12 protein-coding genes and 2 pseudogenes are annotated in these 17,039 nt (G+C 61.5%); all 14 read left to right on the forward strand.

The window, feature by feature from the left end; all coding sequences use genetic code 11:
* Positions 1 to 18 precede the first annotated feature (18 nt).
* Complete coding sequence (locus C4J90_RS01910; RefSeq protein WP_124419088.1) at positions 19 to 870, forward strand: proline/glycine betaine ABC transporter permease; 852 nt, start codon at positions 19 to 21, stop codon at positions 868 to 870.
* Positions 867 to 1,691 (forward strand): glycine betaine/L-proline ABC transporter ATP-binding protein, encoded by an 825-nt coding sequence (locus C4J90_RS01915; RefSeq protein WP_124360880.1) that lies wholly within the window; start codon positions 867 to 869, stop codon positions 1,689 to 1,691. The genes C4J90_RS01910 and C4J90_RS01915 overlap by 4 nt, the downstream gene beginning before the upstream one ends.
* 132 nt (positions 1,692 to 1,823) lie before the next feature.
* A pseudogene (hutH, locus tag C4J90_RS01920) lies at positions 1,824 to 3,331 on the forward strand (histidine ammonia-lyase).
* A gap of 39 nt (positions 3,332 to 3,370) precedes the next feature.
* Entirely contained in the window at positions 3,371 to 4,903 is a 1,533-nt protein-coding gene (hutH, locus tag C4J90_RS01925; protein WP_124419089.1) for a histidine ammonia-lyase, read from the forward strand.
* A 163-nt stretch (positions 4,904 to 5,066) separates the two neighbouring features.
* Positions 5,067 to 6,272 (forward strand): imidazolonepropionase, encoded by a 1,206-nt coding sequence (gene hutI / locus C4J90_RS01935; RefSeq protein ID WP_124419091.1) that lies wholly within the window; start codon positions 5,067 to 5,069, stop codon positions 6,270 to 6,272.
* Positions 6,273 to 6,283: 11 nt separating this feature from the next.
* Entirely contained in the window at positions 6,284 to 7,084 is an 801-nt protein-coding gene (gene hutG, locus C4J90_RS01940; protein ID WP_124419092.1) for an N-formylglutamate deformylase, read from the forward strand.
* Between the two features lie 123 nt (positions 7,085 to 7,207).
* Complete coding sequence (pip, locus tag C4J90_RS01945; RefSeq protein WP_124369282.1) at positions 7,208 to 8,179, forward strand: prolyl aminopeptidase; 972 nt, start codon at positions 7,208 to 7,210, stop codon at positions 8,177 to 8,179.
* Positions 8,176 to 8,613 (forward strand): D-aminoacyl-tRNA deacylase, encoded by a 438-nt coding sequence (gene dtd / locus C4J90_RS01950; RefSeq protein WP_124360888.1) that lies wholly within the window; start codon positions 8,176 to 8,178, stop codon positions 8,611 to 8,613. Before pip ends, dtd begins: the two co-directional genes overlap by 4 nt.
* Positions 8,614 to 8,880: 267 nt before the next feature.
* Positions 8,881 to 10,632, forward strand: a complete 1,752-nt coding sequence (locus C4J90_RS01955; protein ID WP_065950185.1) for a glucan biosynthesis protein G — start codon at positions 8,881 to 8,883, stop codon at positions 10,630 to 10,632.
* Positions 10,625 to 13,197: pseudogene (gene mdoH / locus C4J90_RS01960) on the forward strand (glucans biosynthesis glucosyltransferase MdoH); the annotation flags it as partial. The gene C4J90_RS01955 and the pseudogene mdoH, both read left to right, overlap by 8 nt.
* Before the next feature lie 182 nt (positions 13,198 to 13,379).
* Positions 13,380 to 14,189, forward strand: coding sequence for a transporter substrate-binding domain-containing protein (locus C4J90_RS01965; RefSeq protein ID WP_124413605.1), 810 nt, complete (start codon positions 13,380 to 13,382; stop codon positions 14,187 to 14,189).
* A gap of 210 nt (positions 14,190 to 14,399) precedes the next feature.
* The gene (locus C4J90_RS01970) at positions 14,400 to 15,197 is read left to right on the forward strand and encodes a transporter substrate-binding domain-containing protein (RefSeq protein WP_124360892.1); all 798 of its coding nucleotides are present in this window, start codon (positions 14,400 to 14,402) and stop codon (positions 15,195 to 15,197) included.
* 134 nt (positions 15,198 to 15,331) lie between these two features.
* Complete coding sequence (locus C4J90_RS01975) at positions 15,332 to 16,291, forward strand: amino acid ABC transporter permease (protein WP_124360893.1); 960 nt, start codon at positions 15,332 to 15,334, stop codon at positions 16,289 to 16,291.
* Complete coding sequence (locus C4J90_RS01980; protein ID WP_124360894.1) at positions 16,284 to 17,018, forward strand: amino acid ABC transporter ATP-binding protein; 735 nt, start codon at positions 16,284 to 16,286, stop codon at positions 17,016 to 17,018. Before C4J90_RS01975 ends, C4J90_RS01980 begins: the two co-directional genes overlap by 8 nt.
* Positions 17,019 to 17,039: the final 21 nt, after the last annotated feature.

A 17,039-nucleotide genomic window follows, 5' to 3' on the forward strand; every position in this document is an offset into this window, starting at 1 on the left:
CTGGATCGAGAGCACGCTATGTTTCCTGAGAGTTTTACGTTTTCCATTGCCGACTGGGTCAACGGTTGGGTGGATTCGCTGGTCACCAACTACGGCGACGTGTTCCGGCACATTTCCGACACCCTGCTATGGGCCATCGTCAACCTAGAAAGCCTGCTGCGCGCAGCGCCCTGGTGGCTGATGCTGGCCATCGTCGGCGTCATCGCCTGGCACGCCACGCGCAAGGTGGTGACCACGGCCGTGATTGTCGGTTTGTTGTTCCTCGTCGGCGCGGTCGGCCTGTGGGACAAATTGATGCAGACCCTGGCACTGATGATGGTCGCGACGGTGATCTCGGTGCTGATCGGCATCCCGTTGGGCATTCTTTCCGCGCGCAGCAATCGCTTGCGTTCGGTATTGATGCCATTGCTCGACATCATGCAAACCATGCCCAGCTTCGTGTACCTGATCCCGGTGCTGATGCTGTTCGGCCTGGGCAAGGTACCGGCGATTTTCGCCACGGTCATATACGCCGTGCCGCCGCTGATCCGCCTCACAGACCTGGGTATCCGCCAGGTCGACGGCGAAGTCATGGAAGCCATCAACGCCTTCGGCGCCAACCGCTGGCAGCAGCTGTTCGGCGTGCAACTGCCGCTGGCGCTGCCGAGCATCATGGCGGGCATCAACCAGACCACCATGATGGCGTTGTCGATGGTGGTGATCGCCTCGATGATCGGCGCCCGTGGCTTGGGTGAAGACGTACTTGTCGGCATCCAGACCCTCAACGTCGGCCGAGGCCTCGAAGCCGGGCTGGCGATCGTGATTCTCGCCGTGGTCATCGACCGCATTACCCAGGCCTATGGTCGTCCACGGCATGAGGCGAGCAAATGACTACTGTCAGCAAAATCGAAGTCAAGAACGTCTTCAAGATCTTCGGCAACCGCTCCAAAGAAGCGCTGGCGCTGATTGGCCAGGGCAAGACCAAGGATCAGGTGCTGGCCGAGACCGGTTGCGTGGTGGGTGTGAACGACCTGTCCCTGAGCATCGGCACCGGTGAGATCTTTGTGATTATGGGCCTGTCGGGCTCCGGCAAATCCACCCTGGTGCGTCACTTCAACCGCCTGATCGACCCCACCAGCGGCGCGATTTTGGTCGACGGTGAAGACATTCTGCAACTGGACATGGAGGCCTTGCGCCAATTCCGTCGCCACAAGATCAGCATGGTGTTCCAGAGCTTCGGCCTGTTGCCCCACAAGAGCGTGCTCGACAATGTTGCCTATGGCTTGAAAGTGCGCGGCGAAACCAAGCAGGTGTGTGCCGAACGCGCCCTGCACTGGATCGAAACCGTGGGCCTCAAGGGCTATGAGAACAAATACCCGCACCAGCTCTCTGGCGGCATGCGTCAACGTGTAGGCCTGGCCCGCGCCCTGGCGGCTGACACCGACATCATCCTGATGGACGAGGCCTTCAGCGCCCTCGACCCGCTGATCCGCGCCGAGATGCAGGACCAGTTGCTTGAGCTGCAAAAGACCCTGCACAAGACCATCGTATTTATCACCCACGACCTCGACGAGGCGGTGCGCATCGGCAACCGCATTGCGATCCTCAAGGACGGCAAGCTGATTCAGGTCGGCACGCCCAGGGAGATCCTGCATTCGCCGGCGGATGAGTATGTGGACCGGTTCGTTCAGCGGCGGGCGGCGGTGGTCTGACTGATCGTTCCCACGCTCCGCGTGGGAATGCATCCCGTGACGCTCTGCGTCACTCCCTGACAGCGGGACGCGGAGCGTCCCAGGCGGCATTCCCACGCAGAGTCTGGGAACGATCAACTTAAGAGGCTGAAAATGTCCCAGGCAACAAAAATCACCCTCGCCGACACCCCGTTGCGCTGGCAGGACGTCGTCGCCGTCGCCCGCCACGGCGCCGTGCTCGAACTCTCGGGCCACGCCTGGGCGCGTATCGACAATGCCCAGGCCATCGTGCAGCGCATCGTCGCCAGCGGCGAACGCGCCTATGGGGTGAACACCGGCCTGGGCGCGCTGTGCAATGTTTCGCTTGAGGGCGAGCAACTGAGCCAGTTGTCGCGCAACACCTTGCTCAGCCACGCCTGTGGTGTCGGTCCGGTACTGAGCGATGAGCAGACCCGCGCGATCATCTGCGCCGCCATCATCAACTACTGTCACGGCAAATCCGGCCTGCACCCGCAAGTGGTGCATGCGCTGCTGGCGCTGCTCAACCACGGCATCACGCCGCAGGTGCCGTCCCAGGGTTCGGTCGGTTACCTGACCCACATGGCCCATGTCGGCGTGGCGCTGCTCGGGGTCGGCAACGTCAGCTATCGCGGCCAGGTGGTGACCGCGCAAGCAGCGCTGGCAGCCGAAGGTTTGCAGCCGGTGGTACTCGGCGCCAAGGATGGCTGTGCCTGGTCAACGGCACGCCGTGCATGACCGGCCTGAGCTGCCTGGCCCTGGCCGATGCGCATCACTTGCTGGAATGGGCCGACGTGATCGGCGCCATGAGCTTCGAAGCCCAGCGCGGCCAGATCGACGCGTTCGACGAAGCAATCATCGCCCTCAAGCCGCACCCGGGCATGCAGCACGTCGGCCGCCATCTGCGCGCCTTGCTCGACGGCAGTGAAGTGATCGCCAGCAGCCGCGGCATTCGTACCCAGGACGCCCTGAGCCTGCGCTCGATCCCGCAAATCCACGGCGCGGCGCGCGATCAGGTGGAGCACGCGACCCGCCAGATCGAGACCGAACTCAACAGCGCCACGGATAACCCGCTGCTGCTTGGCACGCCGGGCAACTACCGCGTGGTGTCCCAGGCCAACCCCCACGGGCAGTCCGTGGCGCTGGCCGCCGACATGCTCGCCATCGCCATGGCCGAAATCGGCTCGGTGGCCGAACGCCGCCTGGACCGCCTGATCAACCCGCACGTCAGCGGTCTGCCGGCATTCCTGGTGAGCAACCCGGGGGTCAACTCCGGGATGATGATCGTGCAGTACGTCGCCGCCTCCTTGTGCGGGCAAAACCGCCAGTTGGCGCAACCGGCGGTGCTCGACAACTTTGTCACCTCGGGCCTGCAGGAAGACCACTTGAGCATGGGCACCAATGCCGCGCTCAAGCTGCATCAGCTACTGGCCAACGTTACCCAGATTCTGGCCATCGAATACCTGATGGCGGCCCAGGCGTTCGAGTTCCTCAAGGACCAGCGTTTCGGCGCCGGCACCGACCGCGCCTGGCGCTTGTTGCGCGAAGTCGTACCGGCCTACGAAGAGGACCGCTGGCTGGCGCCGGACATCGCGGCGGCCGCCCACCTGCTCAAATACACCGCATTACCGAATGTGCACTGAACACCTATTCAAGAAGAACAATTCACAAGGAGAACGAATGTGACTGCGCTAAACCTGATTCCAGGCCAACTGAGCCTCGCCCAACTGCGGACCATCTACCAGCAGCCGGTAACCCTCAGCCTGGATGACAGCGCCTCGGCCCAGATTGAAGCCAGTGTGGCCTGTGTGGAGCAGATTCTCGCCGAGAACCGCACTGCGTATGGCATCAACACCGGTTTCGGCCTGCTGGCCTCGACCCGCATCGCCAGCGAAGACCTGGAAAACCTCCAGCGTTCCCTGGTGCTGTCCCATGCCGCTGGCGTGGGTGAGCCGATCAGCGATGCGCTGGTGCGGCTGGTCATGGTGCTCAAGGTCAACAGCCTGAGCCGTGGGTTTTCCGGGATTCGTCGACAGGTGATCGACGCGCTGATCGCACTGATCAACGCCGAGGTTTACCCGCATATTCCGCTCAAGGGCTCGGTCGGTGCATCCGGTGACCTGGCGCCGCTGGCCCATATGTCCCTGGTGCTGCTCGGCGAAGGCAAGGCGCGTTACCAGGGCGAGTGGCTGTCGGCCACCGATGCATTGAAAATCGCCGGCCTCACGCCGCTGACCCTGGCTGCCAAAGAGGGCTTGGCCCTGCTCAACGGCACTCAGGTGTCCACCGCCTACGCCTTGCGCGGCCTGTTCGAGGGCGAAGACCTGTTCGCCGGTGCGCTGGTCTGCGGCGGCCTTACCGTGGAAGCGGTGCTCGGCTCGCGCTCGCCGTTCGACGCGCGTATTCATGCCGCGCGCGGCCAACGTGGGCAGATCGATTCGGCGGCGGCCTATCGTGACCTGCTCGGCGAAAGCAGCCAGGTGTCCCAGTCGCACCAGAACTGCGACAAGGTGCAAGACCCGTATTCCCTGCGTTGCCAGCCACAAGTGATGGGCGCCTGCCTGACCCAGTTCCGCCAGGCTGCCGACGTGTTGGTCGTTGAAGCCAACGCCGTGTCGGATAACCCGCTGGTGTTTGCCGCCGAAGGCGATGTGATTTCCGGCGGCAACTTCCACGCCGAACCGGTGGCCATGGCCGCCGACAACATGGCCCTGGCCATCGCCGAAATCGGCTCCCTCAGTGAGCGCCGTACCTCGTTGATGATGGACAAGCACATGTCGCAATTGCCGCCGTTCCTGGTGGGCAATGGTGGGGTCAACTCCGGTTTCATGATCGCCCAGGTCACGGCTGCGGCCCTCGCCAGCGAAAACAAGGCGCTGGCCCATCCCCATAGCGTCGACAGCCTGCCGACGTCGGCCAACCAGGAAGACCACGTGTCCATGGCCCCGGCTGCGGGCAAGCGCCTGTGGGAAATGGCCGAGAACACCCGTGGCATTCTGGCTGTTGAGTGGCTGGCCGCCTGCCAGGGGCTGGATCTGCGCGACGGCTTGAAAACCTCGCCAACACTGGAAAAAGCCCGTGGCCTGTTGCGTGACAAGGTGGCGTTCTATGACAAGGACCGTTTCTTCGCCCCGGACATCATCGCCGCCAGCGAACTGCTCGCCAGCCGCTGCCTGAATGAACTGGTGCCGGCCAAGTTGCTGCCAAGCCTGTAACCCACCGATCGTTCCCGCGCTCTGCGTGGGAATGCCGCCCTGGACGCTCTGCGTCCGCTTTTAGAGTGGTGACGCGGAGCGTCACAGGATGCATTCCCACGCAGAGCGTGGGAACGATCTTCTCCTCATAAGAATGTCTCATCGATAACTGAGGGAGGCGTTGATGAAAACCCTTTGGCAACACTGCCACGTCGCAACCATGGCCCATGGCAAGTACTCGATCATCGAGGACGCCGCCATGGTCACCGCACATTCGCTCATCGAGTGGATCGGCCCGCGCAGCCAAGTGCCGCCGGCGGACTACACCCACGTGCATGACCTGCAAGGCGCGTGGGTCACCCCAGGGCTGATCGACTGCCACACCCACACGGTGTTTGGCGGTAACCGCAGCGGCGAATTCGAGCAACGCCTCGAAGGTGTCAGCTATGCGGACATCGCGGCCAAGGGCGGCGGTATCGCCAGCACCGTGCGCGCTACCCGTGCGGCGACGGAAGATGAGTTGTTCGTCAGCGCGGAAAAACGCCTGCGCAGTCTGTTGCGCGACGGCGTGACCACGGTGGAGATCAAGTCCGGCTACGGCCTGGACCTGGCTAACGAACGCAAGATGCTGCGTGTGGCGCGACGCCTTGGGCAAGCGCTGCCGGTGAGCGTGCGCGCCACCTGCCTGGCGGCCCACGCGTTGCCGCCGGAATACAAAGACCGCGCCGATGACTACATCGAGCACATCTGCAACGACATGCTGCCGAGCCTGGCGGCCGAAGGGCTGGTGGACGCGGTGGATGCCTTCTGTGAATACCTGGCGTTTTCCACCGAGCAGGTGGAACGTGTGTTCAAAGTGGCCCAGCAACTCGGCCTGCCGGTGAAATTGCACGCCGAGCAATTGTCTTCCCTGCATGGCTCCAGCTTGGCAGCGCGCTATCAGGCGTTGTCGGCGGACCACCTGGAATTCATGACCGAAGAGGATGCCATCGCCATGGCTGCTGCCGGCACGGTCGCCGTGTTGTTGCCGGGCGCGTTCTACTTCCTGCGTGAAACCCAGTTGCCGCCCATGGAGGCCTTGCGCAAACACGGCGTGAAGATTGCCATTGCCAGCGACCTCAACCCCGGCACCTCACCGGCACTGTCGGTGCGCCTGATGCTGAACATGGCCTGCACCCTGTTCCGCATGACCCCGGAAGAAGCCCTGGCCGGCGCCACGCAGCATGCGGCCACCGCGCTGGGCATGGGCGATACCCATGGTTCCCTGGAAGTGGGCAAGGTCGCGGATTTTGTCGCCTGGCAGATCGATCGCCCCGCCGACCTGGCCTATTGGCTGGGTGGCGAACTGGATAAACGCGTCGTACGCCATGGCGTCGACGTCACTGTGTAAGGAGTCGCGTTGTGGATAAGGTACTGACATTCAAACAAGGCAACACACCGCTGCTGATCAGTATGCCCCACGCGGGCCTGCGGCTTACGCCAGCAGTCGAGGCCGGGCTGATCCCCGAAGCGCAAAGCCTGCCGGACACCGATTGGCACATCCCCACGCTGTATGACTTTGCCGATGAACTCGGTGCCAGCACCCTGGCGGCGGAATATTCGCGGTTTGTCATCGATCTGAATCGGCCGTCCGATAATAAGCCGCTCTACGCCGGCGCTACCACCGGCCTGTACCCGGAGACGCTGTTCGACGGCGTGCCGCTGTTCCGCGAAGGGCAGACACCCTCCGAGGCCGAGCGCGCGAGCTATCTGCAAAAAATCTGGGGGCCGTATCACCGCACGCTGCAAGAGGAACTCGCCCGCCTCAAGGCCGAGTTCGGCTATGCGCTGCTGTTCGACGCGCATTCGATCCGCTCGGTGATCCCGCACCTGTTCGATGGCAAACTGCCGGACTTCAACCTCGGCACCTTCAACGGCGCCGCGTGCGATCCGCAACTGGCCAGCCAGCTCGAAGCCATCTGCGCCAATCACCCGCAATACACCCATGTGCTGAACGGGCGCTTCAAGGGCGGTCATATCACCCGGCATTACGGCAACCCGGCGCAGGATATTCATGCGGTGCAGTTGGAGCTGTGCCAGAGCACGTATATGGAGGAGATCGAGCCGTTCCGCTATCGCCCCGACCTGGCCGAGCCGACCCAGATGGTGCTGAAACAATTGCTGCAAGCTTTGCTGGCATGGGGGCAAACCCGCTATCGATAATGGCTGACACCGGTACAAGCGCTCAAGGGCATGCTCATTGCACAATTCGGGTTTATGATGCCGGACGGCAAAAATAATAGACGTCCCCCCAGGGATGAACCCCGACACCCTACGGAGCGCGCAATGCAGACTTGGTACCCGCAGATCAAACCCTACGCCCGGCACGATCTGGCAGTCGATGATGTTCACACCCTGTACGTCGATGAAAGCGGCTCCCCCGAAGGGCTGCCCGTGGTTTTCATCCATGGCGGCCCAGGCTCCGGTTGTGATGCCCAGAGCCGGTGCTACTTCGATCCGAACCTGTACCGCATCGTTACCTTCGACCAACGCGGCTGCGGGCGCTCCACGCCCCGCGCCAGTCTGGAAAACAACACCACCTGGGATCTGGTCGCCGACCTTGAGCGCATCCGCGAGCACCTGGGCATCGACAAATGGGTGCTGTTCGGTGGTTCCTGGGGTTCGACGCTGGCCCTGGCCTACGCGCAAACCCACCCCGAGCGCGTGCATGGCCTGATCGTGCGCGGCATTTTCCTCGCGCGCCCACAGGACATCGAATGGTTCTACCAGGCCGGTGCGAGCCGCCTGTTCCCGGACTACTGGCAGGACTACCTCGCGCCGATTCCTGTCGATGAGCGTCACGACATGATCGCGGCCTACCACAAGCGCCTGACCGGCAACGACCAGATCGCCCAGATGCATGCAGCCAAGGCATGGTCCGGTTGGGAAGGGCGCATGCTGGGCCTGTGCCCGAGCCCGCAGCATGTCGAGCGCTTCTCCGAGCCGCAGCGTGCCTTGTCCATTGCCCGCATCGAATGCCATTACTTCACCAACAACTCCTTTCTGGAGCCCAACCAGCTGATTCGCGACATGCACAAGATCGCCCATCTGCCTGGCGTCATCATTCATGGCCGCTACGATATGATCTGTACGCTGGATAACGCCTGGGAGCTGCATCAGGCCTGGCCGAACAGCGAACTGCAGGTCATCCGCGAAGCGGGCCATGCGGCGTCCGAGCCTGGAATTACCGATGCGCTGGTACGCGCAACCGGCGAAATGGCACGGCGCCTGCTTGATTTGCCGCCTGAAGAAGCATGAAGGGCCTGTTGCAACGGGTGCGAGGCGCCCGGGTCGAGGTTGCCGGCGAAGTCGTCGGGGCGATTGAGCAGGGTTTGCTGGTGCTGGTGGCCGTCGAACCTTCAGATACCCCCGAGAGCGCCGATAAACTGCTGCATAAGCTGCTTAACTATCGGGTGTTCAGCGACGACGAGGGCAAGATGAACCTGTCGTTGAAGGACATCGGCGGCGGTTTGCTGCTGGTGTCGCAGTTCACGCTGGCGGCGGACACCAAAAGCGGGCTGCGGCCAAGCTTCTCCACAGCGGCCCCGCCGGCCCTGGGAGCGGCGCTGTTTGATCACTTGTTGTTACAAGCGCAACAATTGCATGGCAAGGTGGCGTCAGGGCGTTTTGGCGCGGATATGCAGGTGCATCTGGTCAATGATGGCCCTGTGACCTTCCTCTTACAGACCTGAATGTATGAAAAACGACGTTAATGCCTAAAAACGCAGGGTTTCGCTACAAATACTTCGTTGTCCCTGATGCGTTGTCTCGCGGGCTACTAGATAATCGCGCGCTACGGGGATCAGCGTTGTTTGGTCCATTTTTGACTTAGGTAGAGACTTGTCCGACAAACCAGTGGGGAATCATTTTGCCCCTGAGGAGTCGGAACAATGCTCGCCAACCTGGCATATAGATAGCTGGCCGTTGGTTTTTTGATCTGTTTTCGGCGAGGGTTGCTCGTGATTGTTAGTCCCTGTAATGCACCAAAATTGTCTGCCAAACGGTTACGAAACGCACTGGTGACGGGCTCTGCCCTGTTTTGCCTGTTCGGCGCGGGTCAACTGTGGGCATTCAGTCTGGACGATGTGTCGGCCAAGGCAAAAGAACTGGCTGGGCAGAAATACGAAGCTCCGCGCAGCAATCTGCCGAACGAATTCCGCGAAATGAAATTCGCTGACTACCAGAAGATTCGTTTCCGCAACGAAAAAGCCGAGTGGGCCGATCAGAACACCCCGTTCAAGCTGTCCTTCTATCACCAGGGTATGCACTTCGATACACCGGTGAAAATCAATGAAGTCACCGCTGACAGCGTTCAGGAAATCAAATACGACCCCAATCGTTTCGATTTCGGCGACGTAAAGTTTGATCCAAAAGCCACCGAACAGTTGGGTTATGCCGGCTTCCGTGTGCTGTTTCCGATCAACAAGGCTGACAAGCAAGACGAAATCATGACCATGCTTGGCGCCAGCTATTTCCGCGTCGTCGGCAAGGATCAGGTGTATGGCCTGTCGGCCCGTGGCATGGCGATCGACACCGCGCTGCCGTCCGGCGAAGAATTCCCGCGTTTCACCGAATTCTGGATCGAGCGTCCGAAGCCGGGCGACAAGCACCTGGTGATCTTCGCGTTGCTGGATTCCCCACGTGCGACGGGCGCCTACCGCCTGATTCTGCGTCCGGGCACCGACACCGTGGTCGACGTCAAATCCCAGATGTACCTGCGCGACAAAGTCAGCAAGCTGGGCGTGGCCCCGTTGACCTCGATGTTCCTGTTCGGCGCCAACCAGCCGTCCAAGGTCCTCAACTACCGTCGCGAGCTGCATGATTCCAGCGGTCTGTCGATCCATGCCGGCAATGGCGAGTGGATCTGGCGCCCGTTGAACAACCCTAAACACCTGTCGGTCAGCAACTTCAGCGTCGAAAACCCGCGTGGGTTCGGCCTGCTGCAACGTGGCCGCAACTTCAGCCACTACGAAGACCTGGACGACAACTACGACAAGCGGCCGAGCGCCTGGATCGAGCCGGAAGGCGACTGGGGCAAGGGCAGTGTCGACCTGGTAGAAATTCCGACCGCTGACGAGACCAACGACAATATCGTTGCCTTCTGGAGCCCGGCCGAACTGCCGGAAGTCGGCAAGCCGCTGGACGTGTCCTACCGTCTGCACTGGACGCTGGACGATGCTGCCTTCCATTCGCCTGACAGTGCCTGGGTCAAGCAGACCCTGCGTTCCACCGGTGACGTGAAGCAATCCAACCTGATCCGTCAGCCGGACGGCAGCGTGGCTTACTTGGTCGACTTCGAAGGCCCGGCCCTGAAAAAACTGCTGCCGGACGCCCCGGTGCGCAGCCAGGTCAGTGTTGGCGACAACGCCGAGCTGGTTGAAAACAGCGTGCGCTACAACGAGCACACCAAAGGCTGGCGCCTGACCCTGCGCATGAAGATCAAAGACGCGAGCAAGCCGACTGAAATGCGCGCCGCGCTGGTGCAGGAGATCGCACAGGCCGAGCCAGAACAGGTTTCGACCCACGTGCTCAAGGCTGACAAGGTCTTGGCCAAGCAACACGAGAAACAGGCCAAGAAAGACGCCAAAGAGGCGAAGGACAAGGACGCCAAGCAGCCAGAAGCTGCCCCAGCCCCTGTCACGCCGGAGCCGGCCAAGACCGAACAAGTCCTGACCGAAACCTGGAGCTACCAGTTGCCCGCCGATGAGTAATTCACAAGTCAAGCCAGAGACTCTGACCGAGTATCTGGCGCATCTGCCCATGACCGCTGAGCAGCGTGCCGAACTGGCGGGCTGCAGCTCCTTCAGCGAATTGCACGAACGCCTGTCGTCCGCAACCTTCGACGCACCTACCGACGCCGCCCAAGCGTCGGTGGGCCGCAGGCTGACCCTCAGCACGGCCGAAGAGCTGCAGGACGCCGAGATGCTGGCGCTCGACGCCAGCGGTCGCGTCTGCCTGAAGGCTACGCCGCCGATCCGTCGAACCAAAGTCGTGCCCGAGCCTTGGCGCACCAATATCCTGGTACGCGGCTGGCGCCGGATGACGGGTCGTACCAACCCGCCCAAGCCGCCGAAAGACGAGCGGGTCCTGCCGGCTGCGCGCTGGCGGACCGTGGGTTCGATCCGTCGCTATATCCTGTTGGTGCTGATGCTTGGCCAGACCATCGTGGCCGGCTGGTACATGAAAGGCATCATGCCGTACCAGGGCTGGTCGCTGGTGGACTTCGACGAAATCCGCAACCAGACCCTGCTGCAAACCGCTACCCAGGTTCTGCCTTATGCACTGCAGACCAGCATCCTGATCATGTTCGGGATTCTGTTCTGCTGGGTGTCGGCCGGTTTCTGGACCGCGCTGATGGGCTTCCTCGAACTGCTGACCGGTCACGATAAATACCGTATCTCCGGTAAGAGTGCTGGCAACGAGCCTATTCCGAAGGATGCGCGCACCGCGTTGGTCATGCCGATCTGTAACGAAGACGTGCCTCGGGTATTCGCCGGTTTGCGTGCGACGTTCGAATCGGTGGCGGCTACCGGTGACCTGGACCGCTTCGACTTCTTCGTGCTCAGCGACAGTAACGACGCCGATATCTGCATTGCCGAACAGCAAGCCTGGCTCGACGTGTGCCGCGAAGCCGGTGGTTTCGGCAAGATTTTCTATCGCCGCCGTCGCCGTCGCGTCAAGCGCAAGAGCGGTAACCTCGATGACTTCTGCCGTCGTTGGGGCGGGGACTACAAGTACATGGTGGTGCTCGACGCCGACAGCGTGATGAGCGGCGAATGCCTGACCAGCCTGGTACGCCTGATGGAAGCCACGCCGGATGCCGGGATTATCCAGACCGCGCCGCGTGCGTCGGGCATGGACACCCTGTATGCGCGCATGCAGCAGTTCGCCACCCGCGTCTACGGCCCGTTGTTCACCGCCGGTCTGCACTTCTGGCAGCTGGGTGAATCCCATTACTGGGGCCACAACGCAATCATCCGCATGAAGCCATTCATCGAGCACTGCGCCCTGGCGCCGTTGCCGGGCAAAGGCGCGTTCGCCGGTGCGATTCTCTCCCACGACTTCGTCGAAGCCGCGCTGATGCGCCGTGCCGGCTGGGGCGTGTGGATTGCCTACGACCTGCCGGGCAGCTACGAAGAACTGCCGCCGAACCTGCTCGACGAACTCAAGCGTGACCGTCGCTGGTGCCACGGCAACCTGATGAACTTCCGCCTGTTCCTGGTCAAAGGCATGCACCCGGTGCACCGTGCGGTGTTCCTGACTGGCGTGATGTCGTACCTGTCGGCGCCGTTGTGGTTCTTCTTCCTGGTGCTGTCCACTGCGTTGCTGGCGGTGAACACCCTGATGGAGCCGCAGTACTTCATGGCGCCACGCCAGTTATACCCGCTATGGCCACAATGGCACCCGGACAAGGCGGTGGCGCTGTTCTCCACCACCATCGTGCTGCTGTTCCTGCCTAAATTGCTCAGCATCATCCTGATCTGGGCCAAGGGCGCGAAAGAGTTCGGCGGCAAGTTCAAGGTGACCCTGTCGATGCTGCTGGAGATGTTGTTCTCCATGCTGCTGGCGCCGGTGCGCATGATCTTCCACACCCGTTTCGTACTGGCCGCGTTCCTCGGCTGGGCCGCGACCTGGAACTCGCCGCAACGCGACGACGACTCCACGCCCTGGAGCGAAGCGGTCAAGCGCCACGGTCCGCAGACTGTGCTGGGCTTCTTGTGGGCACTGTTGGTGGTGTGGCTGAACCCGAGCTTCTTGTGGTGGCTGATCCCGATCGTCGGTTCGCTGATGCTGTCGATCCCCGTGTCGGTGATTTCCAGTCGGGTCAAGCTGGGCCTCAAGTCTCGCGATGAAAGCCTGTTCCTGATTCCCGAGGAATACAATCCACCGCAGGCGTTGCTGTCGACCGAGAAGTACACCCACGAAAACCGTTGGCACGCGCTTAACGACGGGTTCGTACGTTCGGTGGTCGACCCACAGCAGAACGCCCTGGCCTGCGCCCTGGCGACTTCACGTCACCGCGAGGCGGAGCCGATCGAGTACCTGCGAGGGGAGCGTGTTCGCCACGCGTTGAAAGTCGGCCCGGCCGGCCTCAACAACGGCGAACGCCTGGCCTTGCTCAGCGATCCGGTGGCCCTCGCTCGCCTGCATGAACAGGTGTGGAGCGAAGGTCATGCCGAGTGGCTGGACGCTTGGCGTGCTTCGATCAAGGCCGATCCGCACGCGCCGTTGCTACCCCTGCAACCGCAGTCGTCCCAGGCTCTACCGGCCTGATTCAGACGCCCCCGAGGGCTCACCTCGGGGGTGTTCCAAGTGTTTGCCCTACAGCGTTTACCGCTCCTTCCTTTCTCCGCTAACCCTTTGTTATTTCGAAACAAAACACCTTCGTTCGAAGCGTATTGCCGTGCCTGTGGCTGGGGTAGCATCGCCCCCAATCTGACTCGCCACGGGGGCACATATGTTCAAAAAGTATGGTTCGGCACTGCTGATGGGTGTTGTCGCATTGATTCACACAGGCTTGCTCAACGCAGGGGCAATTGACGACGCCGTTCGCCGTGGTGTGCTGAAAGTCGGTACCACGCCGACTTACGTACCGTTCGAAATGACGGACAGGCAGGGGCGCATCGTCGGCTTCGAGATCGATTTGCTCCATGCCATGAGTCGCGCGCTGGGGGTTGAACTCGAACTGGTCACGGTGCCCTATACGGAGTTGTTGTCGGGGCTGATGGCGAAGAAGTTCGACCTGATCGGCAGCGGTATGACGGTCACCCAGGAGCGCAACCTCAAGCTCAATTTCAGTGATTCTTTTATCGTGGTAGGCCAGACCGTCCTGCTGCATCCGCGCCTGGCCGGCACGGTGTCGAGCATCGAAGACCTGGACGAGGCGAGCTATCGGATCGCGGTCACCGAAGGCACCACCGGCGAGGCCGCGGCGCAGCGCTTCCTGGGGGCGGCCCGGCTGATGAGTTTCGTAACGCCGGAGGAGGGTGTGCGCGAGGTGGTGGAGGGCAGGGCCGACGCTTTTATTTATGATGCGCCCTACAACCTGATCGCGATGGCCCGGCCCGAGAACAGCGCATTACTGACGCTGGAGCAGCCGTTTACCTTTGAGCCTCTGGCGTTCGGCCTTAAAAAGGGTGATTACGACAGCCTCAACTGGATCAATCATTTTCTCAACCAAGTGGCCCAGGACGGGACCTACGATCAACTGCATGACAAGTGGTTCAAGGACACTGCCTGGATCGCGGAAATTGACTTGTCGTCATAACTGCTTACACATCAACCCATTAGTGAACCCAGGCGCTGACCGGTCTAGGCCTGCGGTCATGCGCGGCGCCGTAGGGTTCCTCTTACACACGCCGAGAACATTTAGCCGTGAAACCTTTGTGACGGGCAACGAGTGGGTTAGGATCGCACCCCGAAATGGCGCAACCCTTTTGTGCGCCCACTTTATGAGAACCGTTCAGGGGACTTGATGATGAAAAAGTATCTTTCGATGCTGATGCTCGGCGTCACCGCGCTGGTGGCGGCCACTGCGGCCCAGGCCGGCGCCATCGATGATGCGGTCAAGCGCGGCACGCTGAAAGTCGGCATGGACCCGACCTACATGCCGTTCGAAATGACCGACAAACGCGGTGACATCATCGGTTTCGAAGTGGACATCCTCAAGGCCCTCGCCAAGTCCATGGGCGTCAAGCTGGAGCTGGTGTCTACCGGTTACGACGGTATCATCCCGGCCTTCCTGACCGGCAAGTTCGACATGATCGGCAGCGGCATGACCCTGACCCAGGAACGCAATCTGCGCCTGAACTTCAGCGAACCGTTCATCGTGGTCGGCCAGACCCTGCTGATTCGCAAGGACCTGGAAGGCACCATCAAGTCCTACAAAGACCTGAATGACGAAAAGTACCGCCTGACCTCCAAGCTTGGCACCACCGGTGAAATGGTCGCCAAAAAACTGATCGCCAAAGCCAAGTACCACGGCTACGACAACGAGCAGGAAGGCGTGCTCGACGTGGTCAACGGCAAGGCTGACGCGTTTGTCTACGACGCACCGTACAACGTGGTGGCCGAGAAGAAAGTCGGCAATGGCAAGCTGGTGTTCCTTGACGAACCCTTCACCTTCGAACCCCTGGCGTTCGGCCTGAAGAAAGGCGACTACGACAGCGTCAACTTCATCAACAACTTCCTGCATCAGATCAAGCACGACGGCACCTACGATCGCATCCATGACAAGTGGTTCAAGAGCTCCGAGTGGCTCAAGGACATGGAATAAAGGCTGATTGATCATTCCCACGCTCCGCGTGGGAATGCAGCCCGTGACGCTCCGCGTCACAAAGCAGACGCAGAGCGTCCATTGAGGCGTTCCCACGCGGAGCATGGGAACGAGCTCTAATCCCGGAATCTGAAATGAAACAGAAAAAAGCCCAATGGCCCTGGCACCTGCTGACGGTGCTCGTACTGGTCGGCCTGGCTGGCGCCTTGTATTACGCCACCTCGCTGATGTCCTACGAATGGCGCTGGAACCGCGTGCCGCAGTACTTCGCCTACCAGGCTGAGGAAGCGCAGCGTGCGGCGGATATTTCGACGGTCATTGAACTGGTACGCAAAGGCGACGTGGCCGAGGTTACCCTGCGCAATGACGCCGGCACCGAACAAACGCTGACGGTTGCCGACAACAGCCTGCAGGTGGCGCGCGGCGATGATGTGGCTGAAGGTGACGTCATCGGTGTCAACCGTCATTGGGCGTTGGGGCCGCTGATGTGGGGCCTGTGGACCACGCTGTGGTTGTCGGTGGTGTCCGGCGTCCTGGGCCTGGCGATTGGCCTTGCCACCGGCTTGTGCCGCCTCTCCAGTAACCCGACCTTGCGCGATCTGTCGACGCTCTACGTCGAACTGGTGCGTGGTACGCCGCTGCTGGTGCAGATCTTCATTTTCTATTTCTTTATCGGCACGGTGCTCAACCTGTCACGGGAGTTTGCCGGGATCGCCGCACTGTCGCTGTTCACTGGCGCCTATGTGGCGGAAATAGTGCGTGCCGGTGTGCAGTCGATCACCCGTGGCCAGAACGAGGCCGCGCGCTCCCTGGGCTTGAGCGCCAGCCAGTCGATGCGGCATGTGGTGCTGCCCCAGGCGTTCAAGCGCGTACTGCCGCCGTTGGCCGGGCAATTCATCAGCCTGGTGAAAGACACCTCGCTGGTCTCGGTGATCGCGATCACCGAGTTGCTCAAGAGTGGACGCGAAGTGATCACCACCTCGTTTTCGCCGTTTGAAATTCTGTTCTGTGTGGCAGGCCTGTACCTGCTGATCAACCTGCCGCTGTCGAAAATGGCCAGCCGGCTTGAGCGGAGGCTCGCGCAAAGTGATTGAAGTCCGCGATCTGGTAAAAGTCTTCGACACCCGCGGTCATGTGGTGCGTGCGGTGGATCATGTCACTACCCAGGTGGCCAAGGGCGAAGTGCTGGTGGTGATCGGCCCGTCCGGCTCCGGCAAGTCCACCTTCCTGCGCTGCCTCAATGGGCTGGAGGAGTTCGACTCAGGTTCGGTCAGCATTGACGGTTTGCAGCTGGCCGACCCGAAGACCGATGTGAATGCCTATCGCCGTGAAGTCGGCATGGTGTTTCAGCATTTCAACCTGTTCCCCCACATGACCGTGCTGGAAAACCTGTGCCTGGCGCAAAAGGTCGTGCGCAAGCGCGGCAAGCAAGAGCGTGAGGCCAAGGCCCTGGCACTCCTGGAAAAGGTGGGTATTGCGCAGAAAGCCAATGAGTTCCCGTCACGCCTTTCCGGCGGCCAGCAACAGCGGGTTGCGATTGCCCGCGCCCTGGCGATGGAACCCAAGGTGATGCTGTTCGACGAACCCACCTCGGCCCTCGACCCGGAAATGGTCGGTGAAGTGTTGGATGTCATGAAGACCCTGGCGCTGGAAGGCATGACCATGGTGTGCGTCACCCACGAGATGGGCTTTGCCCGCGAGGTGGCAGACCGGGTGTTGTTCTTCGACCACGGCAAATTGCTGGAGGACGCGGCGCCGGCCGAATTCTTCGCGGCGCCGAAGGACCCGCGGGCCCAGGCTTTCCTGCGCCAGGTCTTATAGGTTCGGGCGCCTATGTGGGAG

The sequence above is a fragment of the Pseudomonas sp. R2-60-08W genome (assembly GCF_003852335.1).
GTDB lineage: Bacteria > Pseudomonadota > Gammaproteobacteria > Pseudomonadales > Pseudomonadaceae > Aquipseudomonas.

Bases quoted from the DNA above. Each gene is read 5' to 3' on its own strand.
- C4J90_RS01910 (WP_124419088.1), top strand. From the start codon at position 19: ATGTTTCCTGAGAGTTTTACGTTTTCCATTGCCGACTGGGTCAACGGT.
- C4J90_RS01915 (WP_124360880.1), top strand. From the start codon at position 867: ATGACTACTGTCAGCAAAATCGAAGTCAAGAACGTCTTCAAGATCTTC.
- hutI (WP_124419091.1), top strand. From the start codon at position 5,067: ATGAAAACCCTTTGGCAACACTGCCACGTCGCAACCATGGCCCATGGC.
- pip (WP_124369282.1), top strand. From the start codon at position 7,208: ATGCAGACTTGGTACCCGCAGATCAAACCCTACGCCCGGCACGATCTG.
- dtd (WP_124360888.1), top strand. From the start codon at position 8,176: ATGAAGGGCCTGTTGCAACGGGTGCGAGGCGCCCGGGTCGAGGTTGCC.
- C4J90_RS01965 (WP_124413605.1), top strand. From the start codon at position 13,380: ATGTTCAAAAAGTATGGTTCGGCACTGCTGATGGGTGTTGTCGCATTG.
- C4J90_RS01970 (WP_124360892.1), top strand. From the start codon at position 14,400: ATGAAAAAGTATCTTTCGATGCTGATGCTCGGCGTCACCGCGCTGGTG.
- C4J90_RS01975 (WP_124360893.1), top strand. From the start codon at position 15,332: ATGAAACAGAAAAAAGCCCAATGGCCCTGGCACCTGCTGACGGTGCTC.